This is a genomic window from Bradyrhizobium sp. LB11.1, assembly GCF_040549385.1.
Taxonomy (GTDB): Bacteria; Pseudomonadota; Alphaproteobacteria; order Rhizobiales; family Xanthobacteraceae; genus Bradyrhizobium.
This window is the reverse complement of the sequence record NZ_JBEPTH010000008.1, coordinates 70,020-94,556: the sequence shown is the minus strand read 5'-3', so window position 1 is coordinate 94,556 and position 24,537 is coordinate 70,020. Positions and strand designations below refer to the sequence as shown.

Below are 24,537 nucleotides of genomic sequence, written 5' to 3'. Positions count from 1 at the left end.
GCGTTTCGCACAAACAAAAAGGCCGGGCATGAAGCCCGGCCTTTTGATTCGGTCGTGACGTCCGTCTCAGTAGAGCGGGAAATTCCGCGGGTAGCCGCCGACATCGGCCGGCGTGCTGAGCGGCTGGCGATCGATCGGACGGTTATTGTTCTCGCGTGCGAAGGTCGGATAACCGATCTCCGGCGGGAAAGCGTAGTCGCTGAACTTGCGGTCGCCCGGATTGACCTCGGTGCCGCCGTCGAGCCAGGAGCGCTTGCTCACATAGATTCGGGTACGGCCCTGCTGGTAGACCGCATTGGGACCGCTCGGGCCGTAAACGGGCCGGCCGCGATCGTCATACCGATGCTTGGTCCTGGTGTCTGCCGAGGCCGGCGCGGCGAAGGCCATCGCAACCACGGCGCCCGCCGCAAGCCACATCGCCAGTTTGTTCGCCGGAAAGAAATTCAAACTCATCGCGTCCCCTTCAGGCGGCAAGCCGCCAGTCGATTTCACCCCATACTAGCCCGGACGGGGTGGCTGCAACTAGGTCAATTCAGTCACACCACGCCGGAATAATCGCGCGCGCTGGCAAAAGTTGCATGCATACCAGTGACTTGAGCTTGATGCAGATCCTTGATGCAAATCCTTGATGCAGGTCCCTTGATACAGGTCAAAGCGTCCCGCGCAATTGCGCGTTCGCGGCGCCCAGCAGCCAGTCGGCGGAGCCCTGGGAATCGCAGGAGCGGCGCTTCAGCTCCGCATGGGCGAACAGTTCCGCGAGCTTCGGCTCGTTGCCCGAGGCAAGCTGCGTCAGCCGGTTCAGCGTGCAGGCGATCGCCGCACGCCGGGCCGGCATTGTGTCGCCCTGGCAGGAGAAACCGGATATCTGCAGCGCCGGCTCCTCGTTACGCTTGAGATAGCCGAGGCAGGCCGGCGATCCGTCGGCTGTGCCGGTCGGTCGGAACAGGGCGACGGCACCGAATTTGGTATCGATCAGGCCGGCCTGCTCCAGCGTGGAGGCCTCGCCCAGGCCCATTCGGACGGCGAGGCCAGCGGTCGCCGGGCGCGTCACGTCGAATTCGCTGCCTTCCCGGTAAATCTCGAGCTCGGCCAGGGGCTTGTCCGCGTCGCCGATCCAGCGCATCACGTCGCGGCGGCCGCCTTCGGGGTGCCGCAGGATGGTGTAAGAGGCTGTTTTTTCTGATGAATCGAGCCGACTGAGTGCAAACGCCGGGTGAGACCGGTCCGCGACGGCCCAGCCCGGTCGCTCCGCGGCTTCATCGTCGCGCAAATCCGGCAGCTGGCCGAGACCGGCCAGCGCAAGGATGGCAAACAGCGCGAGCACCCCCACATAGGCAAACAGGTGCGCCAGCGTGCCGACGATTTCGTCGGCGAAATTGGCGAGCGCCAGATGGATCTGGGTAGGAGTTGCGGCCGTGCCGGCCTCAGGCGACTGCATCCACGGCCTTCAGGCATGGTCCAACGTTGTCTTGAGGCCGGTTCTCGCATAGAAGCGCTGCTCTTCCTGTTTAAGCGTCAGCTTCAGGAACGGGCTTTTTCATCGGAGAGTGAACGATGGGTTACAAAGTCGCAGTCGTCGGCGCGACCGGCAATGTCGGACGGGAAATGCTCAACATTCTGGATGAGCGCAAATTTCCCGCGGACGAGGTCGTGGCCCTGGCGTCACGTCGCAGCGTCGGCGTCGAGGTCTCCTATGGCGACCGCACCCTGAAGTGCAAAGCGCTCGAGCATTATGATTTCTCCGATGTCGACATCTGCCTGATGTCGGCGGGTGGCGAGGTGTCGAAGGAATGGTCGCCGAAAATCGGCGCCGCCGGCACGGTCGTCATCGACAACTCTTCCGCCTGGCGCATGGATCCGGACGTGCCGCTGATCGTGCCGGAAGTGAATGCCGACGCCACCAAGGGCTTCGCCAAGAAGAACATCATCGCCAACCCGAACTGCTCGACCGCGCAGCTCGTGGTCGCGCTGAAGCCGCTGCATGACAAGGCGACGATCAAGCGCGTCGTGGTCTCGACCTATCAATCGGTGTCGGGCGCCGGCAAGGACGGCATGGACGAATTGTTCTCGCAAACCAAGGCCGTCTACACCAACCAGGACCTGGTCAGTAAGAAATTCCCCAAGCGTATCGCCTTCAACGTCATTCCCCACATCGACGTCTTCATGGAGGACGGCTACACCAAGGAAGAGTGGAAGATGATGGCGGAGACCAAGAAGATTCTTGATCCCAAGATCAAGCTCTCCGCGACTTGCGTGCGCGTGCCTGTGTTCGTCGGTCACTCCGAGGCCGTCAACATCGAGTTCGAGAATCCGATCACTGCGGACGAAGCGCGCGACATCCTGCGCAAGGCGCCCGGCTGTCTCGTCATCGACAAGCAGGAGGCCGGCGGCTACGCCACACCGTATGAAGCGGCCGGCGAGGACGCGACCTATATCAGCCGCATCCGCGAGGACGCGACGGTGGAGAACGGTCTCGTGCTGTGGTGCGTGTCGGACAATCTACGCAAGGGCGCAGCCCTCAACGCGATCCAGATCGCGGAAGTCCTGATCAACCGCAAGCTGATCAGCGCGAAGAAGAAGGCGGCGTAACGAGCTGCCGTAGGGTGGGCAAAGCGAAGCGTGCCCACCACCGGCGCATAATCGGAAAAGATGGTGGGCACGGCGCGGTGCGCCTTTGCCCACCCTACGAATTCAAGCCAAGCCGCGAGCGGCCTACACCACGCTCCGCGCGCTCTTGAATTCCTTGCTCGCCTTGTCCAGCACGAACAGCGTTCCCTCCGCGACGCCGAAATAGGCGCCGTGCAGTTGCATCTGGCCGCTCTCGACGGCCTTGCGCACGAACGGGAACGTCATCAGGTTTTCCAGGCTGCGGAACACCGCGGCTTTCTCGATGCGCTCGACGAATTGCGCCATGGTCTCGTGGTCGCGCTGCTCGACCACTTCGCCGGGCTTGATGAACATCTGCATCCATTTGCCGATGAAATCGCCCGGCGTGAGCGGCTCGATCTTGTCGACGAAGGCGCGGATGCCGCCGCATTGCGCGTGCCCGAGCACCACGATGTGTTTGACGCGTAGCACTGTAACGGCATATTCCAGCGCCGCCGAAACGCCGTGCGCATTCTCGTCGGGCTGATAGGTCGGCACCAGATTGGCGATGTTGCGGACCACGAAGAGCTCGCCCGGACCGACGTCGAAAATCACTTCGGGCGAGACGCGGCTGTCGCAGCAGCCGATCACCATCACAGGTGGCGACTGCCCTTTCACCGACAGCTCGCGATAGCGGTTCTGCTCGGCCGGCAGCCGCTGGGTGGCGAAGGCGTTGTAGCCTTCCAGCAAATGCTTCGGGAATGTGATCATGGCCTATGCCTAACCATAGACCAGAGGGCCGAACAAGCCTTTCGAATAGGCAGGCCAAGTGCTATCGGCTTCGGTCGGAATAGTGACGTGGAAACCGGAAGGAACGCCAGCATGACCCGCCCGCGCCGCAGCCATCTGTTCATGCCCGGCTCCAACCCCCGCGCCCTTGAAAAGGCGCGGAATCTCGCCGCCGACGGCCTCATCCTCGATCTCGAAGACTCCGTCGCCCCCGACGCCAAGGCGGTGGCACGTGACGGCATCGCCGCCGCGATCGCGGCCAAGGGTTTCGGCAAGCGCGAGATCCTGATCCGGACCAACGGCCTCGACTCGCAATGGTGGGCCGACGATGTCGCGATGGCCGCCAAGGCCTCGCCCGACGGCATCCTGGTTCCCAAGGTTTCAAGCATCGAGGATCTCCAGATCATCGGCCGCCATCTCGCCGACCTCGGTGCCGCGCCGACCGTGAAAGTCTGGGCCATGATCGAGACCGCGCGCGCGGTGCTGCATGCGGAGGAACTGGCCGCGGCCGGTCGCGATCCCAAGACGCGCCTGTCAGGCTTCGTGTTCGGCCCGAATGACATCTCGCGCGAGACGCGAATCAAGATGATGCCCGGCCGCGCCGCGATGATCCCGATGATCACCCATTGCATCCTGGCGACACGCGCCCATGGCCTCGAGATCCTCGATGGTCCCTACAGCGATATCAACAATCCCGATGGCTTTGCCACCGAATGCGCGCAGGGTCGCGATCTCGGCTTCGACGGCAAGACGCTGATCCATCCGTCTCAGATTGACGCCTGCAACGCGATCTTCACGCCGCCAGAAGAAGAGATCGCGCGCGCCCGAAAAATCATCGCGGCGTTCGAGCTGCCGGAAAACGTCTCGCGCGGCGCGATCCGCCTCGACGGCGCCATGGTGGAGCGCCTGCACGCCGCCATGGCGAAACGCACGATCGAGATCGCGGACGCGATCACGGCAATGAGCAAGGGCTAGAGCATGATCCGGAAAAGTGCGAAGCGGTTTTCCGGAAAGATCATGCGCAAACAACCACCTAAAGCGCGATGACGATTCATCCAAATCTCATCGCGCTTTAGGGCGTGCCTTCGGCTTTGTGAGCGATGCCGTGCCATATGGCATCTTTCAGGGCAATAAGAGAAGGCGGCGGGATGGTCGGCGGATCGGCAGGTCCATTCGCCGCTCCTGGCACGAGGACGGCAACATGGATCTCGCCGTCGGTGTAATAGGGGTCGCCACCCCCGTTTCGGCCGAACAGCGTCGGGCCTATGCCCGAGATCTGAAAGAAATTGCTGACGACTTTTGCCTTGCTTAGGTCGGTCATCAGGAGATCTCGCTCGGCATCGATGTTGGCCGCGATATGATGAGTGACTTGTCCTGTGTCGTGGCTTAGCCCGACACCCCGGTCGAAGGTCGCCGAGCCGAGCCAGACCGGACGACCGTCGTCGCCTTTTTCGAGAGCCTTCCAGAACCGGACGTGATTCCGTCGATCCGCACTGCTCCCGACGGGTTTCTCGAAAGCGTATTGCTCCTTCTTTCCCAGATAGTAGAGCGGGCTGACGGGAGCGTTGTGATAGGGGCGATCCAGCACCACGCTCCCGACGATCTCGACACTCGAACGCAGGGTCACGGCGTCGGCTGCAAACCATCCAGCCGCATTCATGGCGCGGACAACGTCTTCTTCGTTGCCGACGATTCCAACGTTCAGGGGATCAGCAGGGATATCGTCCGACGTCCTGGTGACCATTGGCAACGAAGCTAGCCCGGCTTCGTGCTCGTGATGGATCCACAGTAGGGGCGCCAGAAAGTAGGCCAGAGCCAGATAGGCGATCAGCACCACGGCCAAACGGTAAGGCCACCGTCGCCTCTTCGTCCCGCTCTCGGCGAAATTGGTCATGCGATATCGTTCGAGTATTCGTCCAAGATCACCATTATGGCTGTGGTCCGGATAAGCCCGGTTCGCGCTCAGCCCGGAAAACGTTGCCGTACAGGTTCGCAATCCATTGCCGCCCGCTCGCGGTGATGTTGAGATAACGTATGGCGCCTTGAATTTGCGGGGCGACGTTGCTCCAATAGAATTGCGGGTACTTGTAGACGACGTCTGCAGGCGTTTCGTAGCCGAGCTTCTTGTTCAGCCCGATTTCCTCAAACTCGTAGAAGAGTGCATTTGCCTTTCTGAGATAGTTCGGGTCGCCAAGCTGGCCAATGAGGTCCGCGGCGCGCAGCAGCATGCCTTCCTCTTCGACCAGCTCGTCGTTAGGCGTATCCGTATAAGGAAAACGCGTGAACTCTATGGCTCGCGCAATCCGGCTTGCGTCAACTTCTTCGACACCATCGAAGCGCTCGGAGGCGAACAGCTTCGAGCGGTCGACATGATGGGGCGCGAGCGAGGCATCCGTCGCCCCGCGCGGGAGACGAACCGTGCGGCCGGTCGTGTCAGCAACATAGGAGTCCTCGGTGTCGCCCTGAACGATGCCGCGCACATATCCGATATCATGAGTGAGGCAGGCCAGGATGAAATTTGCGTAGTCTGCGGCTGTCGTCGGACGCAACATCATCCGTCCCATCAGGATATCGTGTCCCGCCAGGGTAACGAGCATGGTGTGCTCGACGTCGTGATAGAGAGCGTCGCTGTTGCCGATGCATTCCAGCGTAAGCCTGGCTGCAAACGGAAGCACTTCGGTCAAACGGGCATGAGACGAACCGAACCGGTCTCGGGTATCGGACGTCAGAAACGACGATAAGGTCTGCGCCACCAATTCAGGAATCGTGATCATCCGGGCACCATTCAATGTGTGTTGGCACGACAACGGATCACCGTTGCCAGCCCATGATCGAGCCCGAATTTGTCCTGAAGCTTGACGTAAATCAATGGCCGACCCGACCTCGATCCGAGGCAGGGACCAAGAAATTCCTGGCCGGGCGGGATTTCCCGCGCCGCCGCGGCGCGACGTCTGCCCGATCGAGCGATTCCGACGTCGCGGCGTTGCCGCAATAGCCGTGGTAATTTTCAACGACCGTGCCGGTCACGAGTGCTGGGGCGCGTTGCGCTGGATCAAATTGAGATAACGAGGCCACGGGCTCCGCTGCACCTCTCCCGCTTGCGGGAGAGGTCGGCGCTTGCGCCGGGTGAGGGTTCTTTCCTCTAGGGCATTGTCCCGTTGTGGAGACACCCTCTCCCCAACCCTCTCCCGCAAGCGGGAGAGGGGGCGCACGGCCTGCGCGGAAGCTACGAGAACCGCTCCGTCGCCCACGCATAGAGGCTGCCCGGAATCGGCTTCTCGCCGCCGCGGCCTTTTGGCGAGATGTGCAGGCCGATGATCTCGGGGTTGGTGACGAGGCCGAGATAGCTCGAGGGATCGAAGAACAGCTTGGGCTCGGCGTGCACGGCGTAGAACGACTGCTTCGGCAGCGCATTGTGCAATTCGCCGGTGCGGCGCGCGAGCGCGGTGAGTGCTGCGGGCCCGAAGATCGCAACACGAAGGTCGGAGAGACGGTTCGAGCCGCCGCGCAGGCGGCGCATCATGAAGGTGATGCGGTGGCGCACCGACAGCCAGTTCGGTGTCAGCTCCTCCTGCTCCATCAGCTCTTCGAAGGCCGCGACGATGCCGTGCTCGGGCGGCAGATAGATCGCGGAATTGCCGAGTTGGCGCGGCCGCTCCCAGGCAAAGTAAGGCTTTGCCGGATTGATCTCGGCGGGCTTGAGCAGCAGCACGTCGGCATCGAGCCAGAGGCCAAAACCCTTCGCCATCAGTTTCATGCGGAAGAAGTCGCTGAACTGCAGCGTGGTCCAGTCGCGCCAGCTTCCGTCCAGTTGCGGCGGCCGCAATCGTTCGGAGAAGGCATGCGGCAGGATCGCTTCGGCATCGGCATTGCCGACGCCCGCCGGAAGACCCGGGATGGTGTCAAAGCTGTAGACCGTGACCTTGTGGCCGGCCGCGAGTTGCGAGCGCAGACAGGTCTGGCGCAGCGCGTCTATCGGGCCGTGCCAGAAGGTGACGATGTCGGGCAGCATGAATGGAGCTATACGGGATATCGAGGACAAAGAAAAAGCCCCGGCGCCGATGACGCCGGGGCTCGAACCGGAATTTGAGATCAGGCCCAGGCGCGTTCGTGCTTGAGCTTCTCTTCATAAGTGTCGATCGAGGACTTCTTCTCCATCGTGAGGCCGATGTCGTCGAGGCCGTTGATCAGGCAGTGCTTGCGGAACGGGTCGATCTCGAACTTGACCGTGCCGCCGTCGGGACCGCGGATCTCCTGGTTCGGCAGATCGATCGTCAGCGTCGCGTTGGCGCCGCGCTCGGCGTCGTCGAACAGCTTGTCGAGGTCTTCTTGGCTGACGCGGATCGGCAGAATGCCGTTCTTGAAGCAGTTGTTGTAGAAGATGTCGCCGAACGAGGTCGAGATCACGCAGCGGATGCCGAAGTCGAGCAGCGCCCAGGGCGCATGCTCGCGGCTCGAGCCGCAGCCGAAATTGTCGCCGGCGACCAGCACCTTCGTCTTGCGATAGGCGGGCTGGTTGAGGACGAAATCCGGGTTCTCGCTACCGTCATCCTTGTAGCGCTGCTCGGAGAAGAGCCCCTTGCCAAGGCCGGTACGCTTAATGGTCTTGAGGTACTGCTTCGGAATGATCATGTCGGTGTCGACATTGATGATCTTCAGCGGCGCCGCGACGCCTTCCAGCGTAGTGAACTTGTCCATTGTTTGCGCTTCCCGAGGAGTGGTTAGGGACCGCGTATTTATCGCGATTAAGGCTCGAATCCTAGGTCGATTTCGGCAGATCTAGTCTGCTTGAGCCTCAATATCAGCCATATCGTCGTCCGAGAGGCCGAAATGGTGCCCGATCTCGTGAATCAGGACGTGGCGGACGATGTGGCCGAGGCTTTCGTCGTGCTCGGCCCAATAGTCCAGGATCGGCCGGCGGTAGAGCCAGACCATGTTAGGCAGCCGCGCCACATCGCCAAAGCTTTGCTGGGGCAGGCCGACGCCCTGGAACAGGCCGAGTAGGTCGAACTCGCTCTCGCATTCCATCTCGTCCATGACTTCCTCGGTCGGGAAATCGTCGACGCGGATGATCAGGCCCTCACAGAGCCTGCGAAATTCCGCCGGCAGGCGCTCGAAAATGTCGTGCGCCGTCACTTCCATCTCGGCCAGCGAGGGCGCTTTCAGGTCGATCCACATGCGTTTCTCCTAGCGCGGGTTCCGCAGCGATGCATCTGGCTTTATAAGCGTGCGAGGTTGACGGGCGCCGCCAAAACGGGGAGCGTGGGCCTCGGTGAGGGTGGTTCAGGTGGGCGATAAAATGCGAGCGAAAACAGCGCTGACGCTACTGTGCATGGGGTTGTTTTCGCAAGGTTGCGTCCCCGCCGAAGCCCAGACGGCCGGCGCCGAACTCCGGGTGGCCCAGGCGGTCTCGCCCGACGACGCACGGCCGCCACGCAAGCGGCCCCAGACGCGCCTGCGCGTCACGCCCTACTACATCCCGGACGGCGTCTATCCGCGCTACAACCCGGGCCCGGATGCGGTCCGTGAATGCAACGCCACCTATGTGCAGGAATTCCGGCCGAGCGGCACGGTGATCGTGCCGCATATGAGCTGCTACTGGCGTCGCGGCTGAGCGGGCCCGCAGAGCCGGTCTCGACGCCTCGTCGCTGACGGCTGGTTTTGTCGGCGCATGAAATGTTGCGCCGCTGCTCAGGAACTTGTCCGCGTTTTCTGCATTCATATCCGGGGCGCGTTCATCCATAACAGATTCAGGCCCAGGGTTCCAGGTTCGGCTCTCCCGTCGCGCCCGTGCCGCAACGTCTGATCAGTGCGTGCACCCGCAACGATGTCAGGAGATCAAACTGAAATGCAGTCCTTGAAAATGCTCGGCCTTGCGGCCACTGGAGCGCTGTTCGTTCTCGCCGCTCCGGTCGAGCGCGCGCAGGCGGTGTCGCTGATCAATCCCGGTGCCGCGCAGTCGGTGCAGGACGAAGCGAGGCCGACGACCGAGGTGCGCTGGCATCGCCATCATTGGCGCTCTCGTCATTGGCGCGGACACCGCTGGCATCACCGCCGTTGGTGAACGCCGGTACGAATAGGACAGGCCCGCATGACGGGCCTGTTTTTAACTTGCAGACGGCCGCGTGATGCCCGCATGTTGACGGCGGAGGTCGTCATGACGAAATGGATCGCATTGGCCGTTGCTGTCGGGCTTGCCGCAGGCCTGCCTTGCGCTTCCGCCGCGCAGAGAGTGACGAAGCTGCCGGATGCTTCCGCCGGGCGCGCAGTTTTCGATGCGCGACGGCATGTGCGATACGATGTCGCGCGATACGCTCCGCGTCCTGATCCGCACTATTATGCGCGGCCCGTCTATTACCGTCCCTATCCCTACGGCGTGCCCGCGCCGTTCGTGTTCGGCTACGGGCCGTGGTGGTGACGCGCCAGCGTTGCCCGGGAACGTCGTTCATTCATGAGGCGTTCACGTCACCGTCCCTAGTTTAATCTCGGGAGCGACTGCAAATGAACAGCGACGGTGCGAGACGCTGCGCCGCAATCAAGCTGTTCGCATTCAGGGAGATCTTCCATGCCGAGGATACTGGGTCCCGGAACAAGCCCGCTGCGCTTGCTCGGGCTTGCGGCCATTGCCACGCTGATGCTGGCGGCCGGGACCGCGCGTCGCGCTGAAGCGATGACGCCGATCAATCCGACCGCGCTGCCCGCGGCGAAAGCTGCAAGCGACGACATGACGATCCAGGTCCGCCACGGCGGCGGCGGTGGTGGACACGGTGGAGGTTTCCACGGTGGTGGCGGTTTCCACGGTGGCGGCGGTTTCCACGGTGGTGGAGGTTTCCACGGTGGTGGAGGTTTCCACGGTGGTGGAGGTTTCCACGGTGGTGGAGGACATTTCGGTGGCTTCCATGGCGGCGGCTTCCGCGCTGCGCCGGCCTTCCACGGTGGCGGCATTCGCTACGGCGGCTTCCATCGCTACGGCGGATATGGCGGCTATCACCGCCACTGGGGCTATCGCCCCCATTACGGCTATCGCCATTTCCACCGGCGCTATTACGGTGGCTACTATCCCATCTACCACCATCCGCGCCGCTGCCGGATTATCTGGACCTATTACGGCCCGCGCCGCATCTGCCACTGGCACCATTGGCATCGCTGGCACCATCCGTACCGCTATTGGTAAGCACGCATAAATGCCGAAATGAAAAGGGCGCCTCAACGGCGCCCTTTTGTATCGCGAGTTTCGATGCAGTGGCTCAGCGCCAATCCCTGACGTCAACGAAGTGACCCGCGATTGCCGCGGCCGCCGCCATTGCCGGCGACACCAGATGCGTGCGGCCCTTGAAACCCTGGCGTCCCTCGAAATTGCGGTTCGAGGTCGAGGCGCAACGCTCTTCCGGAGCCAGCTTGTCCGGGTTCATGGCGAGGCACATCGAACAGCCTGGCTCGCGCCATTCGAAGCCGGCCTTGATGAAGATCTTGTCCAGACCTTCAGCTTCCGCCTGCTCCTTCACGATGCCGGAGCCCGGCACGACCATGGCGTTGACGTGGCCAGAGACATGCTTGCCTTCCGCAATCTTGGCGGCAGCGCGCAGATCTTCGATGCGGCCGTTGGTGCAGGAGCCGATGAAGATGCGGTCGAGCTTGATGTCGGTGATCTTGGTGCCGGCCGTCAGCCCCATGTACTTCAGCGCGCGATGCTTGGAGAGGCGCTTGGCCTCGTCCGCGATCTTGTCCGGATCGGGCACGATGCCGGTCACCGAGATGACATCCTCTGGGCTCGTGCCCCAGGTCACGATCGGCGGCAGCTTTGCTGCGTCGAGGCGGATCTCGTGGTCGAAATGTGCGCCGTCATCGGAGCGCAGCTTCTCCCAATAGCGCATCGCTTCGTCCCAGGCCGCACCCTTCGGCGACTTCGGACGATCACGCAGGAAGTCGAACGCCTTTTGATCGGGCGCGACGATGCCGGCGCGTGCGCCGCCTTCGATCGACATGTTGCAGACTGTCATACGGCCTTCCATCGACAGTGCGCGGATGGCGTCGCCGGCATACTCCAGCACGTAGCCGGTGCCGCCCGCGGTGCCGATCTCGCCGATGATGGCCAGGATGATGTCCTTGCCCGTGACGCCGTCCGGCAATTTGCCGTCGACGGTGACACGCATGTTCTTCGCCTTCTTCTGGATCAGCGTCTGCGTCGCCAGCACATGCTCGACCTCGGAGGTGCCGATGCCGTGCGCGAGCGCGCCGAATGCGCCATGCGTCGAGGTGTGGCTGTCACCGCAGACGATGGTGGTGCCGGGCAGCGTAAAGCCCTGCTCCGGGCCGATGACGTGGACGATGCCCTGGCGCTTGTCGAACTCGTTGTAATATTCGATGCCGAATTCCTTGGCGTTCTCCGCCATCACGCGCATCTGCTCGATGCTCTCGGGGTCCGGGTTCGGCTTCGAGCGGTCGGTGGTCGGGATGTTGTGGTCGACGACCGCGAGCGTCTTCTCAGGCGCGTGGACCTTGCGGCCCGTGGTGCGCAGGCCTTCAAACGCCTGCGGCGAGGTCACCTCGTGCACCAGATGGCGGTCGATGTAGAGCAGGCAAGTGCCGTCCTCGGCTTCGTGCACCAGATGGTCGTTCCAGATCTTGTCGTACAATGTGGTCGGCTTGGACATGAGCTTCAGCTCCGGGAATGTGTGTCAGCGGATATGCGCGGGTGACGCGCGGGCAACAAAATCGTCAGCGCAGCTTTTAGGCTGCGCGCGTAAGCTCTGACGTTGCCGAGGTCGCAAAGCGTCCGAAGAACCGGCCAGGCAGCCGCGAGCGATCGTCGATGACGACGCGCTGGATCGGCGAGAGGCTGGTCAGATCTGGAAACATTCCAGGAATATATAGCAGGCCGAATTGGAATCGCGAGCGCTTTGACGCGCACGGCTGAGGCAACAAAAAAGCGCGGGGCTTTGCCCCGCGCTTTCGGAAACTTGCCTGTAAGCGGAGCTTACTCGTTGACGGCGGCCTTGTGCTCAGTCTTCTCGACGATGCGGGCCGACTTGCCGCGAAGGCTGCGAAGATAATAGAGCTTGGCGCGACGCACCTTGCCGCGGCGCACCACCTTGATCGAGTCGATCATCGGCGACATCACCGGGAACACCCGCTCCACGCCTTCGCCGTAGGAGATCTTGCGAACGGTGAAGCTCTCGTTGAGGCCACCGCCGGAACGGCCGATGCAGACGCCTTCATAGGCCTGCACGCGGGTGCGGTCGCCTTCGACGACCTTCACGTTGACGATCACGGTGTCGCCGGGTCCGAACTCCGGAATCTCCTTGCTGGCGGAGAGCTTCTCGAATTGCTCTTTTTCGAGCTGTTGGATCAGGTTCATGGGTAAATCTCCATCGGCGCGCCCAGCCTTGGAAACGGGGGCCGCGCGAAATTCGTTTATCCAGCCATTGCGGATGTGGCCGCTCCTATAAGGCAAGCCGGAGCGTTTGTCACCCGTCTGTCTTGTTTTTTGGCGTTTTTTGGCGTCCGGGCCGATTCGGGGCTTTGGCCGGGATTCGGGCCCATAAATCGGGCCGCCGGGCCGCGGTCAGGGCCTCCGATTGCGCCCGCCGCCAGGCCGCGACCTTGGCGTGGTCGCCGGAGGTCAGGATCTCTGGGATCGGAACGCCCTCGAACAGCTGCGGGCGCGTATATTGGGGGTATTCGAGCAGGCCGTCCGAAAAACTTTCTTCGGTTCCCGAGACTTCCTTGCCCATCACCCCCGGCAGCAGCCGGACGCAGGCATCGATCAGCGCCAAAGCCGCGATTTCGCCCCCCGAGAGCACATAATCGCCGATCGAAACCTCCTCCAGGCCACGGACGTCGATCACCCGCTGGTCGATCCCCTCGAACCGCCCGCAGACGATCAGGGGGCCGGGGCCCTGGGCCATCTCCATGATGCGGGCCTGGGTCAACGGCCGACCGCGCGGGCTCATCAGCAGTTTTGGCCGGTCCGGGACGATCGGCACAGCATCGATCGCCGCCGCCAGAACGTCGGCCCGCAGCACCATGCCCGGGCCGCCGCCGGCGGGGGTGTCGTCGACGCTGCGGTGGCGGTCCGTGGCGGAAGCCCGGATGTCCCGCGCTTCCAGCTCCCACAGTCCCGAGGCCAGCGCCCGCCCGGCCAGGCTCATGCCGAGCGGCCCCGGAAACATCTCCGGAAACAGCGTCAGCACCGTTGCGCGCCAGGGTGTGGGGTTGGTCATGGGATCTCAGTTGGTATCGTCGCGGGACAGCGCAGCGAAGCGGAGCGCTGATCCGGGAACCCATAGCCACCGCGCTTCGTTTTGCGACGGCTGGAGCGTTCAGCTTAGCTAAAATTCCGGCCCGTGGTTATGGGTCCCGGCTTTCACCGGGACGACTCGTGGAGGGGGCATCGCCTTCGTCATCGCCCTCGATCTCCTGAGGCAGCGCGATCACGACGCGGCCGCCGGCGATATCGACCTCCGGCACCACCGCGTTGGTGAACGGCAGCAGCATCGTCGGGCCCTTCAGCGGCGCGATCTCGATGATATTGCCGGCACCGAAATTATGGATCGCGAGCACGCGGCCGAGCGCATCGCCTGCCGTGGTGACGGCGGCGAGCCCGATCAGATCGGTGTGGTAATATTCGTTGTCATCTGTCGCGGGCAGTTTTTCGCGCGTGACATAGAGCTCGATTCCGTTGAGGCGTTCGGCCTCGTCGCGGGTCGTGACGCCCTTGAAGGTCGCGACCAGATGGTCCTTGGCTTCGCGGGCCTGCGCCAGCTCGAACTGGCGCTTGCCATCCTTGGAGAGAAGCGGACCGTAGCGCTTAACGGCAAAGGGATCTTCGGTGAAGGTCCACAGTTTGACCGCGCCGCGCACGCCATGCGCGGCGCCGATCCGCGCGACGCAGATCAGCGCCGACATGGTCTAGCCTTAGCCCTTCGCAGCGGCTTCGGCCTGCGCCTTGCGCTCCTTGCGCGGCACGGCCTTCTCGGGGTTGTTGCGCGCTTCGCGCTTCTTGACGCCGGCGGCATCGAGGAAGCGGGACACGCGGTCCGAGGGCTGCGCGCCCTTGGCGAGCCAGGCCTTCACCTTGTCCATGTCGAGCTTCAGGCGGGTTTCGTTGTCCTTCGGCAGCAGCGGGTTGAAATAGCCGAGGCGCTCAATGAAGCGGCCATCACGCGGGAAACGCGAGTCGGCGACGACGACGTGATAGACGGGACGCTTCTTGGTACCAGCGCGGGCGAGGCGGATAACGACGGACATTTAGTTCTCCTTCAAGATACGGTTTGTTCGGTTGATTGGTATTCCGCGTTGCGCGAGACCGATGCGATCCCTCGCGACGAATTCCTCATTTCTTCTTGCCTGGAAAGCCGCCGAGGCCGGGCAGCGTCGGCTTGCCGCTCAGGCCGGTTAGTCCAGGAACGTTCGGCAGGCCGGTGCGAAGACCGGCCGGCAAATCCTTCGGCAGGCTCGGCAGACCTTGTCCGCCGCCGCTCTGCATTTTCTCCTGCAGCGCCTTCATCTCGTCCGGAGACGGCATCTTCATGCCGCCGCCAAAGCCCATCGCCTGCGCGATGCCGGCGAGCGGGCCACGCTTGCCCGAGCCCATCGCCTTCATCACGTCGGCCATGTTCCGGTGCATCTTCAGGAGCTTGTTGACCTGCTCGACGCTCTGACCAGAGCCGGCGGCAATGCGCTTCTTGCGGCTGGCCTTGAGCAGGTCGGGATGACGGCGCTCGTCGCGCGTCATGGAATCGATCACGGCGACCTGACGCTTCAAAATCTTGTCGTCGATCCCGGCAGCCGCGATCTGGTTCTTCATCTTGGCGATGCCGGGCATCATTCCCATCAGGCTGCTGATGCCGCCCATGTTCGCCATCTGCGAGAGCTGCTCGCGCATGTCGTTGAGGTCGAACTGACCCTTGCGCATGCGCTCGGCGGTGCGCGCGGCTTTTTCGGCGTCGATGTTGGCGGCGGCGCGTTCGACCAGCGACACCACGTCGCCCATGCCGAGGATGCGGCCCGCGATACGATCAGGATGAAAATCTTCCAGCGCGTCGGTCTTTTCACCGGTGCCGAGCAGCTTGATCGGCTTGCCGGTGACGGCGCGCATCGACAGCGCAGCGCCGCCGCGGCCGTCGCCGTCGACTCGTGTCAGCACGATGCCGGTGAGGCCGACGCGCTCGTCGAAGGCGCGGGCGAGATTCACCGCGTCCTGGCCGGTGAGGCTGTCCGCGACCAGCAGCACTTCATGCGGGTTCGCAGCCGCTTTGATCGCGGCGGCCTCCGCCATCATCTCTTCGTCGAGCGTGGTGCGGCCGGCGGTGTCGAGCAGCACGATGTCGTAGCCGCCGAGCTTGCCAGCCTCGAGCGCACGCTTGGCAATCTGAGCCGGCTGCTGGCCGGCGACGATCGGCAACGTCGGAATCTCGAGATCGCGGCCGAGCACGGCCAACTGCTCCATCGCCGCCGGGCGATAGATGTCGAGCGAGGCCATCAGCACCTTGCGCTTGTCGCGCTGGACCAGGCGGCGGGCGAGTTTTGCAGTGGTGGTCGTCTTACCGGAGCCTTGCAGACCGACCATCATGATCGGCACCGGCGGCACGGAATTGACGTCGATGGTCTGGCTTTCGGCGCCGAGCGTGTTGATCAGCTCGTCATGGACGATCTTGACCACCATCTGGCCGGGCGTCACCGACTTGACGACGGTGGCGCCGATCGCCTGCTCGCGGACCCGTTCGGTGAAGCTGCGCACGACTTCGAGCGCGACGTCGGCCTCCAGCAGCGCGCGGCGCACCTCGCGCATCGCGGCATCGACGTCCTTTTCGGTCAGCGCACCGCGCCCCGTCAGACGATCGAGAATGCCGCCAAGCCGTTCCGACAGATTGTCGAACAATGCCGTTGTCCTGTTCTTGCCCTCACCCTGAGGAGCAGGCGTAGCCTGCGTCTCGAAGGGTGTCGTCGTGACCTCATCCTTCGAGACGCCGCTTCGCGGCTCCTCAGGATGAGGAAATCCAAACACTTTCACGCCCGAGGGCGCATAGCGCTGTCGGGCGTTGACCTCTGGCCTCCGGGGCCAGGCGGCGGGTCGAAAAGAAAGCCTTTCCGAGAAAGTGGCGGGGTTAAACGCCGCTCACGCCCAAAAGTCAAGGAAAGTTAGGGTGGAGGGGCGCCTTTGCCAGGGCAAGATCTTGAAAACACGTCGTTTCCGGCGACGGGTTCCTTTTTCGGCGGTCCCGCCCATATAGCTCGTGATGTCGTACCGTCCCAACCATCCCTGAAGCCCGCCCCGCGCCGATCACCCGCCGCCGTCTGTTCGGACTGCTTGCCGGAGCCGGCGCGGTGGTCGGTGTTCCCCTCTGGATGTCCCGCATGAAAACCTATGACGGTCCCGCCTCCGACCATTTCAATGGCCTGCACTTCTTCGATCCGGACGGCGCGCCGCCAAAATCGCTCCGCCAGCTGCTGCGCTGGCAGTTCAGCGGCGGGCGGGAGCGCGCGAAATGGCCGGATTGGGCCCCCAGTCCTCACGCCGACACCCCACCGGAGCGTGTCGATGGCGGCAAGGTGCGGCTCTCCTTCGTCGGCCACGCCAGTTGGCTGATCCAGACCGGCGGCCTCAACATCCTCGTCGATCCCGTCTGGTCCACGCGGGTGTCGCCGGCCAGTTTTGCCGGACCGAAGCGGCACAACGCGCCCGGTATCGCCTTCGACAAGTTGCCGAAGATCAACGTCGTGCTGGTCTCGCACGGTCATTACGATCATTTGGACATCGCGACGCTGTCGCGGCTCGCCAAGAATTTTGCGCCGCGCGTGATCACGCCGCTCGGCAACGATATGACAATGCGCAGCGCTGATTCCGCGATCAAGGCGGAGGCGTTCGACTGGCACGACCGTGTCGAGCTTGGCGGCGGCATCGCCGTGACCCTGGTGCCGACCAGACACTGGTCGGCACGCGGCATGTTCGATCGCAACAAGGCGCTGTGGGCGAGTTTTGTGCTGGAGACGCCTGCAGGGAAGATCTATGTCGTCTGCGATTCCGGCTATGGCGACGGCGGACATTTTCGTCGCGTCGCCGAGAAGCACGGGCCGCTGCGTCTCGCGATCCTTCCCATCGGGGCCTATGAGCCGCGCTGGTTCATGCGCGACCAGCACATGAATCCGGAAGATGCAGTGAAGGCGCTCGCCGATTGCGGCGCGCAGGCCGCGCTCGGGCATCATCACGGGACGTTCCAGCTGACCGATGAAGCGATCGATGCGCCGGCCAAGGCACTGGTCGAGGCGCTCGATGCCGCGAAGATTCCGCAGGAGCGATTTGTGGCGATGAAGCCGGGTCAGGTGGTCGAGATCTGATCGTCATTGCGAGGAGCGAAGCGACGAAGCAATCCAGACTGTTTCTGCGGAAGCAGTCTGGATTGCTTCGCTGCGCTCGCAATGACGACGTGGCGGTTACTGCGCCGCCTTGATCGCCCAGCTCACATTCACGGTCACCGATAGCGTTTCCTCGCCCGGCGCGACCGCGGCAGACGCAGCCATCGGGGCCGCGGCCATGCGGCCCTTGAACAACGGCATCGGAGCGCTGCCTTCGGAGACGCTGAGCGGCGCGCCTAGCGTGACGCCGGTGGCCCTGGCGTAGATCTCGGCCTTGCGGCGGGCATCAGCCACCGCTTGCTCGCGGGCATCATCGAGCAGCTTTGACGCCTGTGTCACTTCAAACGAGATGTTGCCGATATCGTTCGCGCCGGCGCTGACCAGCGTGTCGATGATGCCGGCGACCTTGGTCACGTCGCGAATTTTCACCGTGACGCGGTTAGAGGCGCGGAAGCCGACGACCGGTGAGGCGCCGGTGGATTTGTTCTGGCCGTATTGCGGCTGCAGCGACAGCCGCGAGGTCTGATAATCCTTCTCGGCGATGCCGGCGCCCTTCAGCGCCAGCAACACCTTGCCCATCGCGGCGTTGTTGGCGTCGGACGCTTCCTTCGCCGACTTTGCGTCATTGGCGACGCCGGCATCGATCTGCGCGAGATCGGGCGCCGCCGAGACGGTCGCCTCGCCGCTGACGGAGATGGCGGCCGGGAAATCGTCGGCGAGTGCGGGCGATGCCAGCAGCGTGGCGGCGAAAATGGCGGCGAGGGAAGTAAAAAGAGTAGCAGGCTTTTTCATCGGTCTCACTTCAGTGGTACGAACACATTGATCACGAGCTTGTCCTCGGCCGTCTTGAGGGGATCGGTGAGGTACTCCTCGATGAACGTGTCCTTGGCTTCCAGCTTCTTGTCGTCGAGGTGATTGGTGATCGCCTCATAAGTGTTGTCCATGTTATCGTAGGAGCCGCGATGGACGAATTTCAGCGCCTTGCCCTCGGGCGATTTGCCGATGCTCATGTCCTTGGTCAGGTTCTTCGGGTCCTGCTCGATCGGGATCTCGGCGAGGAAGGTGAAGCCGGTGTCGTCGGTCGAGGTGTAGACGATCATCGAATTGCCGGTGTGGTTGATGCCCTGCTTGTCCAGGAGCGCATTCAGCGCCTTGAAGGCGTCAACCAGAGTGTCGAAGGCCGAGTCCCAATTGGCGGTGCCCTTGACCATCACGACCTTCTTCGCCTCAAGCGTGATCTCCTGGCCAAAGGGATCGGCGGTCTGAACCGGGGCGGGGGTGGCGGCTGCCGCAGGCGGCGGGGCCGCCGGGCTCGGTGAGGCACTGGCCGCGGGCGAAGGGGCAGGCGCCGGTGTTGCCGCAGGCGCGGGTGAAGCGCTCGCGGCCGGGGAGGGCGCAGCCGACGGTGCCGGCGAGGGACTCGCCGATGCGGCGGGCGCCGGGCTCGGGGTCTGAGCCAGAGCGCCGGACAGGCCACACGACAAGGCCGCTGCCGGGATCAGCGCGGCCAGAGCGAGACGACGAAACCCAAACATTCTATTCTCCCCAACAGCTTCCGTATCAAGACCTTGCCCGCCAACGCCCAAATCCGGTGGCGCATTCCGGTTCGCGCGAACTGCGCGGTTCTAACACGCGAGCGCTAAATTCGTCCCATGACAGATGCGTCATGGCAGTCCACCTTGGCTGCCACAGCCAAATCACTGGCCAAGCCGGCAAGGATCGCCATATAAGGCAGGCGAAATTCGGGAATTTTCATGAGCGCGCTGGCCAATCACGCATTTGCCAAGATGAATGGCATCGGCAACGAGATCGTCGTTGTCGACATGCGTGATTCCGCCTCGCCGGTCACGCCGGACGATGCCCGCGCGGTGGCGTCCGCGCAAGGCGGCGTGCCTTACGACCAGCTGATGGTGCTCCAGAAGCCGCGGCTCGACGGCACCGAGGCCTTCATCCGCATCTATAACAATGACGGCTCGGAAGCCGGCGCCTGCGGCAACGGCATGCGCTGCGTGGTCCGCCGCATCTTCGAGAAGACCGGGCAGGCCACGGTAACGTTCGAGACCGCGGCCGGCCTGCTCAATGCCTGGCAGGGTCCGGCGCCCGATCTCTACACCGTCGACATGGGCGCGCCGAAGTTCGGCTGGCAGGACATTCCGCTCGACCAGGAATTCCGCGACACCCGCTACATCGAATTGCAGATCGGGCCGATCGACAACCCGATCCTGCATTCGCCGTCCGTGGTGAGCATGGGCAATCCGCACGCGATCTTCTGGGTCGACGACGTCAACGCCCATGACCTCGCGCGCTTTGGTCCGCTGCTGGAAAATCATCCGATCTTCCCCGATCGCGCCAACATCACGCTCGCCCATGTCGTCGATCGTGAGCACATCACGATGCGCACCTGGGAGCGCGGCGCCGGTCTCACCATGGCCTGCGGTTCGGCGGCCTGTGCGACCGCAGTTGCAGCTGCGCGGCTGAAGCGCACCGGGCGCAAGGTCGAGATGACGTTGCCCGGCGGCAAGCTCGGCATCGAATGGCGCGAGCGCGACGACCACGTGCTGATGACGGGCACGGCGACCTTCGAGTATGAAGGCAATTTCGATCCGGCGCTGTTCGCGCCGGTCGGCTGATGGCCGTCGACATCGTCACCTTCGGCTGCCGCCTCAACGTCTTCGAGGCCGAGGTGATCCGCCGCGAGGCGGAAGGCGCGGGGCTCGTAGACACCATCGTCATCAACAGCTGTGCCGTCACCAACGAGGCGGTGGCGCAGGCGCGGCAGTCGATCCGCAAATTGAAGCGCGAACGGCCCGGTGCGCGCATCGTCGTCACCGGCTGCGCGGCGCAGACGCAAAGCCAGACGTTTGCCGACATGGCCGAGGTCGATCGCGTCGTCGGCAATGACGACAAGATGCGCGGCGAGGCGTGGCGCCAGGCGCGCGACGCCTTCGATCTCCGCGCCAGCGAGAAGATCGCGGTCAGCGACATCATGGCCGTGAAGGAGATGGCGCCGCATCTGATCGACGGCTATGCGAGCGGCCTGCCGCGGGTGTTCGTGCAGGTGCAGAACGGCTGCGACCATCGCTGTACCTTCTGCATCATCCCCTATGGCCGCGGTAATTCGCGTTCGGTGCCGATGGGCGCGGTGGTCGATCAGGTGCGGGCATTGGTCGAACGCGGCCATGCCGAGATCGTGCTGACCGGCGTCGATCTCACCAGCTACGGCGCCGATCTTCCGGGTGCGCCGAAGCTCGGCATGCTGACGAAGCAGATCTTGCGGCACGTGCCGGAGCTGAAGCGCCTGCGCATCTCCTCGATCGATTCAATCGAGGCAGATCGCGATCTGCTCGACACCGTCGCCGAGGATGCGCGCCTGATGCCGCATCTGCATCTGTCGCTGCAATCCGGCGACGACATGATTCTGAAGCGTATGAAGCGGCGGCATTTGCGACAGGACGCGATCGCGTTCTGCAATCAGGTGCGCCGGCTGCGGCCGGATATTGTTCTCGGCGCCGACATCATCGCGGGCTTTCCGACAGAGACGGAAGAAATGTTCTCACGCTCGCTCGATCTGGTCGAGGAATGCGGCCTGACGTTCTTGCATGTCTTCCCTTATTCGCCGCGCCCCGGCACCCCGGCGGCGAGGATGCCGCAGGTGGCGGGGCCAGCGATCAAGGAGCGTGCGCGGAGGCTGCGTGCGGCTGGCGAAGCCGCGTTGCGGCAGCGGCTGCAAGCCGAGATCGGCGCGACGCGCGATGTGCTGATCGAGAGCGAGGGACAGGGGCGCACGGAGCACTATATGCCGGTGGCGCTTGCCGGCGGGCGCGCGGGACGTATCGTGCCGCTCAGGATTGCCGGCAGTGATGGCGAGCGGCTAACGGTACAAGGGCAAGCGCCTACGACGCCCGCACCTGCCAGAACCTGAGCGTCCGCCGCGCATTCTCCGGCGACATGCGTGCAAAATTGCTTTGCGCCCTCGCAGCATCCGCCGGCTTCATTGCTCCTGTTGCAAAGCGGCTCTCGAGCACGGCGGCGGTGGTTTCCCAGCTCAGCTGCGCCGCCTTGCACGGCACCAGCAGGCCGTCTTCGCGCAGGCTTTGCATCAGCGGACGAATCACCTCGACGGTCGATCCTGACAGTGCCGCCAGCGCCGCCACGGCCTCCTCGTAGCGCCGGTGTCTTGCGAAGCCGAGCAGCGTCGCCTCGTTGAGCTGGCCGGATGCCTTGAGATTCGCAATCGCCCGCTTGGCGCCCTCGAAATCGCGGACCCCCGACATCTCACGCTCGACGCCGACGGTGACGGCGGCAATCGCGCTCTGGATCTCATCGAACAGATCGGGCGGCGCGCGCGACAGCAGGCGGGTGCGAACCGTATCCGTCGCGGAGTGCAGCAATCGACGGCGTAGATCAGATGGCAGATCGACGCGGACGCCAACGCTGACGGCGAGATCGGGATCGGACTCCGCCTGGCCGACGATGACGGCGAAACCGTTGCCCGAAACGCGCGCGCCGGGATTGGCGGCGAGGCGCCGGTTGACGCTGGGATAGCGGCGCGCCAGCAGCGCGTCGGTGACGATCTCCTTCAACCACCAGCGGCCGGCGACCGCAAGGAGATGCGGCTCGCCTTTGGATGATGCGATCTTCACCAACTCGCTGTCGTCGAGGCGGGCGGATTCCTGCAGCACGGGGCCGGCGATGCGGATCTCGTCATTGTTGGCGAGGCGGCGGATGACGGAGGGCGGCGCCTGCGCGATCGGCGCGAGCTGGGCGCTGATTTCGGCGAGCGCAACGCGTGCACCCATGTCGGCGATGGCACGCAGCTCGATGGTGCCGATCAGGCGCTCGAGCACGTCATCAAACAGCGCGATCTGCTCGTCGTCAAAACTTCCGGCGGAGGACAGGAACAGGTCGGTGACGCGCCGGGCCGTTTCAAGGCCCTTTTCCGCCGAGCCGAGTCGAATGGCGGATTCGACCTCGTCGATGATCGATAGTTCGGCCGTGGACATGACGCGTTGCTCGTCCTGAGCGGATGACGGAAGCTTGTTCTAAGCAACCACTATCATTAGAGACGAGCACTGAACGTTTCGTAAACCAAGGCTCGGAGAAGGCGTTATTCCCCGTTCCAGCCGCAGGCGCGGAGCTTCCCGTGCATGTGAGGCGGGGCCGGCGCGACGACGCGGACCGGCTCCTTGTTCCGGGAGATCGGCACCACGATCTCGCGGGAATGCAGGTGCAGCTTCGGTTCGCCGAAACGCGGGCCGCTGCCGTAAATGTTATCGCCGAAGATCGGCCAGCCGGTCGCAGACGAATGTACCCGCAATTGATGGGTCCGCCCGGTGACAGGTTCCATGGCGAGCCAGGTCAGCCCTTCGCCCCGGCCCATTACTTTCCAGTTGGTGATCGCCTTCTGCCCCTCGGGATCGGGCTTCTGCCACCAGCCGCGCTCGGCATTCAGCCGGCCGAGCGGCATATCGATCGTGCCCTCATCTTCCGTGGGGCCGCCCTCGACCACGGTCCAGTAGGTCTTGCCGATCTTGCCGTGCTTGAAGAGGAGGCCGAGCGACGCTGTCGCTTTGCGATGGCGGCCGAGCACGAGGCAGCCTGAGGTGTCCTTGTCCAGCCGGTGGGCCAGCACCGGCGGGCGCGGCAGGCCGAAACAGAGCGCCGTGAAGGAGGCTTCCAGATTGGCGCCGCCCTTGGGGCCGCGATGCACCGGCAGGCCCGAGGGCTTGTCGATGACCAGCATCAACCCGTCGCGATGGAGCACGCGCGACTGGATCTCCTCAGCGGTCAATTCGGGAACATCGAGCAATTGCAAGACTTTCGTTTAGGGGCGGGAACGGCTAACACACCGCCACCATGAACGATACCACGTCAGATCCCCCCAAGTTGAGCTGGTGGCGCCGCCTGTCCAACGGGCTGAAGCGCACTTCGTCCTCGCTTGGGACTGCGGTCGCCGACCTCGTCACCAAGCGCAAGCTCGACCGCGCCATGCTCGACGACATCGAGGATGTGCTGCTGCGCGCCGATCTCGGCACCGCGGTCGCGGCGCGGATCGCGGATGCGGTCGGCACCGGGCGATACGACAAGGCGATCTCGGCCGACGAGGTCAAGGATGTGGTCGCGACCGAGGTCGAGAAAGTGCTGGCGTCGGTCGCGAGGCCGCTCGAGATCGATACGGCCAAGAAGCCGTTCGTGATCCTCGTGGTTGGCGTCAACGGCTCCGGCAAGACCACGACCATCGGCAAGCTCTCGCAAAAGTTCGCGTCCGAAGGCCGCAAGGTGATGCTGGCTGCCGGCGACACGTTTCGTGCCGCAGCCATCGAGCAGCTCAAGGTGTGGGGCGAGCGCACCAAGACGCCCGTGATCGCCGGAGCGCAGGGCTCGGACTCGGCCAGCCTGGCCTTCAATGCGCTGACGGCAGCGAAAGAGCAGACCATCGATGTGCTCCTGATCGACACCGCCGGCCGCTTGCAGAACAAGGCCGAGCTGATGAACGAGCTCGAGAAGGTCGTGCGCGTCATCCGGAAGGTGGACGCGACTGCGCCGCATGCGGTGCTGCTTGTGCTCGACGCCACCGTCGGCCAGAACGCGCTGTCGCAGGTCGAGGCCTTCCATCGCACCGCAGGGGTCACCGGCCTCGCGATGACCAAGCTCGACGGCACTGCGCGCGGCGGCATTTTGGTGGCGCTCGCAGAAAAATTCAGACTGCCGGTGCACTTCATCGGCGTCGGCGAAGGCGTCGACGATCTCGCGCCGTTCACCGCGCGCGATTTCGCCCGCGCCATCGCCGGAATCGAAAGCTAG

Annotated in this window: 28 protein-coding genes; 10 read left to right on the top strand and 18 right to left on the bottom strand. The window is 63.8% G+C overall.

Translation table 11 applies throughout. The features are described 5' to 3' along the window. Positions 1–66: 66 nt before the first annotated feature. Together ABIA96_RS21580 and ABIA96_RS21575 are read right to left on the bottom strand one after the other, a co-directional pair. Positions 67–453, bottom strand: coding sequence for a hypothetical protein (locus ABIA96_RS21580; RefSeq protein WP_354139066.1), 387 nt, complete (start codon positions 451–453; stop codon positions 67–69). Positions 454–649: 196 nt separating this feature from the next. Continuing rightward, positions 650–1,438 carry a hypothetical protein gene (locus ABIA96_RS21575; protein ID WP_354139065.1) on the bottom strand — a complete coding sequence of 263 codons (789 nt, stop codon included), beginning with the start codon at positions 1,436–1,438 and terminating at the stop codon, positions 650–652. A gap of 116 nt (positions 1,439–1,554) precedes the next feature. Between ABIA96_RS21575 and ABIA96_RS21570 the strand changes: the two genes are divergently transcribed. Continuing rightward, complete coding sequence (locus tag ABIA96_RS21570; protein WP_354139064.1) at positions 1,555–2,589, top strand: aspartate-semialdehyde dehydrogenase; 1,035 nt, start codon at positions 1,555–1,557, stop codon at positions 2,587–2,589. Positions 2,590–2,712: 123 nt separating this feature from the next. On the opposite strand, the gene ABIA96_RS21565 is transcribed toward ABIA96_RS21570, so the two are convergent. After that, complete coding sequence (locus ABIA96_RS21565; protein ID WP_354139063.1) at positions 2,713–3,357, bottom strand: carbonic anhydrase; 645 nt, start codon at positions 3,355–3,357, stop codon at positions 2,713–2,715. A gap of 111 nt (positions 3,358–3,468) precedes the next feature. Between ABIA96_RS21565 and ABIA96_RS21560 the strand changes: the two genes are divergently transcribed. Beyond that, positions 3,469–4,350, top strand: coding sequence for an HpcH/HpaI aldolase/citrate lyase family protein (locus ABIA96_RS21560; protein WP_354139062.1), 882 nt, complete (start codon positions 3,469–3,471; stop codon positions 4,348–4,350). 97 nt (positions 4,351–4,447) lie between these two features. Here the strand turns inward: ABIA96_RS21560 and ABIA96_RS21555 are convergent, their stop codons facing one another. The 5 genes from ABIA96_RS21555 to ABIA96_RS21535 form a co-directional block, all read right to left on the bottom strand. After that, a complete protein-coding gene (locus ABIA96_RS21555; protein ID WP_354139061.1) occupies positions 4,448–5,269 on the bottom strand; it encodes an LssY C-terminal domain-containing protein in 822 nt (273 codons plus the stop codon). A 34-nt stretch (positions 5,270–5,303) separates the two neighbouring features. After that, the gene (locus tag ABIA96_RS21550; protein ID WP_354139060.1) at positions 5,304–6,149 is read right to left on the bottom strand and encodes a metal-dependent phosphohydrolase; all 846 of its coding nucleotides are present in this window, start codon (positions 6,147–6,149) and stop codon (positions 5,304–5,306) included. Between the two features lie 452 nt (positions 6,150–6,601). Further along, a complete protein-coding gene (locus ABIA96_RS21545) occupies positions 6,602–7,387 on the bottom strand; it encodes a glycosyltransferase family 32 protein (RefSeq protein ID WP_354139059.1) in 786 nt (261 codons plus the stop codon). Positions 7,388–7,467: 80 nt separating this feature from the next. After that, positions 7,468–8,073, bottom strand: a complete 606-nt coding sequence (leuD, locus tag ABIA96_RS21540) for a 3-isopropylmalate dehydratase small subunit (protein WP_354139058.1) — start codon at positions 8,071–8,073, stop codon at positions 7,468–7,470. A gap of 81 nt (positions 8,074–8,154) precedes the next feature. Further along, a complete protein-coding gene (locus ABIA96_RS21535) occupies positions 8,155–8,553 on the bottom strand; it encodes a metallopeptidase family protein (protein ID WP_354139057.1) in 399 nt (132 codons plus the stop codon). Between the two features lie 154 nt (positions 8,554–8,707). Between ABIA96_RS21535 and ABIA96_RS21530 the strand changes: the two genes are divergently transcribed. The 4 genes from ABIA96_RS21530 (at position 8,708) to ABIA96_RS21515 (ending at position 10,549) form a co-directional block, all read left to right on the top strand. Next, on the top strand, positions 8,708–8,989 hold the full coding sequence (locus ABIA96_RS21530) for a hypothetical protein (protein ID WP_354139291.1): 282 nt from the start codon (positions 8,708–8,710) through the stop codon (positions 8,987–8,989). Between the two features lie 234 nt (positions 8,990–9,223). Then, positions 9,224–9,439 carry a hypothetical protein gene (locus ABIA96_RS21525; protein ID WP_354139056.1) on the top strand — a complete coding sequence of 72 codons (216 nt, stop codon included), beginning with the start codon at positions 9,224–9,226 and terminating at the stop codon, positions 9,437–9,439. A 93-nt stretch (positions 9,440–9,532) separates the two neighbouring features. Beyond that, positions 9,533–9,793: a hypothetical protein gene (locus tag ABIA96_RS21520; RefSeq protein ID WP_354139055.1), complete on the top strand. Its 261-nt coding sequence runs from the start codon at positions 9,533–9,535 to the stop codon at positions 9,791–9,793. Positions 9,794–9,940: 147 nt separating this feature from the next. After that, entirely contained in the window at positions 9,941–10,549 is a 609-nt protein-coding gene (locus ABIA96_RS21515; RefSeq protein WP_354139054.1) for a hypothetical protein, read from the top strand. A 73-nt stretch (positions 10,550–10,622) separates the two neighbouring features. On the opposite strand, the gene leuC is transcribed toward ABIA96_RS21515, so the two are convergent. The 6 genes from leuC to ffh all read right to left on the bottom strand — a co-directional run bounded on the left by leuC (position 10,623) and on the right by ffh (position 16,258). Next, positions 10,623–12,029: a 3-isopropylmalate dehydratase large subunit gene (gene leuC / locus ABIA96_RS21510; protein ID WP_354139053.1), complete on the bottom strand. Its 1,407-nt coding sequence runs from the start codon at positions 12,027–12,029 to the stop codon at positions 10,623–10,625. Between the two features lie 323 nt (positions 12,030–12,352). Further along, positions 12,353–12,733: a 50S ribosomal protein L19 gene (gene rplS, locus ABIA96_RS21505; protein ID WP_354139052.1), complete on the bottom strand. Its 381-nt coding sequence runs from the start codon at positions 12,731–12,733 to the stop codon at positions 12,353–12,355. A 109-nt stretch (positions 12,734–12,842) separates the two neighbouring features. Beyond that, on the bottom strand, positions 12,843–13,598 hold the full coding sequence (gene trmD, locus ABIA96_RS21500; protein WP_354139051.1) for a tRNA (guanosine(37)-N1)-methyltransferase TrmD: 756 nt from the start codon (positions 13,596–13,598) through the stop codon (positions 12,843–12,845). A gap of 127 nt (positions 13,599–13,725) precedes the next feature. After that, positions 13,726–14,283: a ribosome maturation factor RimM gene (rimM, locus tag ABIA96_RS21495; RefSeq protein WP_354139050.1), complete on the bottom strand. Its 558-nt coding sequence runs from the start codon at positions 14,281–14,283 to the stop codon at positions 13,726–13,728. Between the two features lie 9 nt (positions 14,284–14,292). Further along, entirely contained in the window at positions 14,293–14,625 is a 333-nt protein-coding gene (gene rpsP, locus ABIA96_RS21490; RefSeq protein WP_014438992.1) for a 30S ribosomal protein S16, read from the bottom strand. An 85-nt stretch (positions 14,626–14,710) separates the two neighbouring features. Beyond that, a complete protein-coding gene (gene ffh / locus ABIA96_RS21485; protein ID WP_354139290.1) occupies positions 14,711–16,258 on the bottom strand; it encodes a signal recognition particle protein in 1,548 nt (515 codons plus the stop codon). 476 nt (positions 16,259–16,734) lie between these two features. On the opposite strand from ffh, the gene ABIA96_RS21480 reads away from it, so the two are divergent. Then, entirely contained in the window at positions 16,735–17,715 is a 981-nt protein-coding gene (locus ABIA96_RS21480; RefSeq protein ID WP_354139049.1) for an MBL fold metallo-hydrolase, read from the top strand. Positions 17,716–17,811: 96 nt separating this feature from the next. Here ABIA96_RS21480 and ABIA96_RS21475 read toward each other — a convergent pair whose 3' ends face one another. Further along, positions 17,812–18,525, bottom strand: a complete 714-nt coding sequence (locus tag ABIA96_RS21475) for an SIMPL domain-containing protein (protein WP_354139048.1) — start codon at positions 18,523–18,525, stop codon at positions 17,812–17,814. 5 nt (positions 18,526–18,530) lie between these two features. Then, on the bottom strand, positions 18,531–19,268 hold the full coding sequence (locus ABIA96_RS21470) for a GyrI-like domain-containing protein (protein ID WP_354139047.1): 738 nt from the start codon (positions 19,266–19,268) through the stop codon (positions 18,531–18,533). A gap of 219 nt (positions 19,269–19,487) precedes the next feature. Here ABIA96_RS21470 and dapF point away from each other — a divergent pair, with 219 nt between their 5' ends. Together dapF and mtaB are read left to right on the top strand one after the other, a co-directional pair. After that, entirely contained in the window at positions 19,488–20,363 is an 876-nt protein-coding gene (gene dapF, locus ABIA96_RS21465; RefSeq protein ID WP_354139046.1) for a diaminopimelate epimerase, read from the top strand. Continuing rightward, positions 20,363–21,655: a tRNA (N(6)-L-threonylcarbamoyladenosine(37)-C(2))-methylthiotransferase MtaB gene (gene mtaB / locus ABIA96_RS21460; RefSeq protein ID WP_354139045.1), complete on the top strand. Its 1,293-nt coding sequence runs from the start codon at positions 20,363–20,365 to the stop codon at positions 21,653–21,655. The genes dapF and mtaB overlap by 1 nt, the downstream gene beginning before the upstream one ends. Here the strand turns inward: mtaB and ABIA96_RS21455 are convergent. Together ABIA96_RS21455 and ABIA96_RS21450 are read right to left on the bottom strand one after the other, a co-directional pair. Further along, a complete protein-coding gene (locus ABIA96_RS21455) occupies positions 21,627–22,736 on the bottom strand; it encodes a DUF2336 domain-containing protein (protein WP_354139044.1) in 1,110 nt (369 codons plus the stop codon). The two genes, mtaB and ABIA96_RS21455, sit on opposite strands and share 29 nt — an antisense overlap. 104 nt (positions 22,737–22,840) lie before the next feature. Then, positions 22,841–23,542 carry an RluA family pseudouridine synthase gene (locus ABIA96_RS21450; RefSeq protein ID WP_354139043.1) on the bottom strand — a complete coding sequence of 234 codons (702 nt, stop codon included), beginning with the start codon at positions 23,540–23,542 and terminating at the stop codon, positions 22,841–22,843. A gap of 47 nt (positions 23,543–23,589) precedes the next feature. Here ABIA96_RS21450 and ftsY point away from each other — a divergent pair, with 47 nt between their 5' ends. Next, a complete protein-coding gene (gene ftsY / locus ABIA96_RS21445) occupies positions 23,590–24,537 on the top strand; it encodes a signal recognition particle-docking protein FtsY (RefSeq protein ID WP_354139042.1) in 948 nt (315 codons plus the stop codon).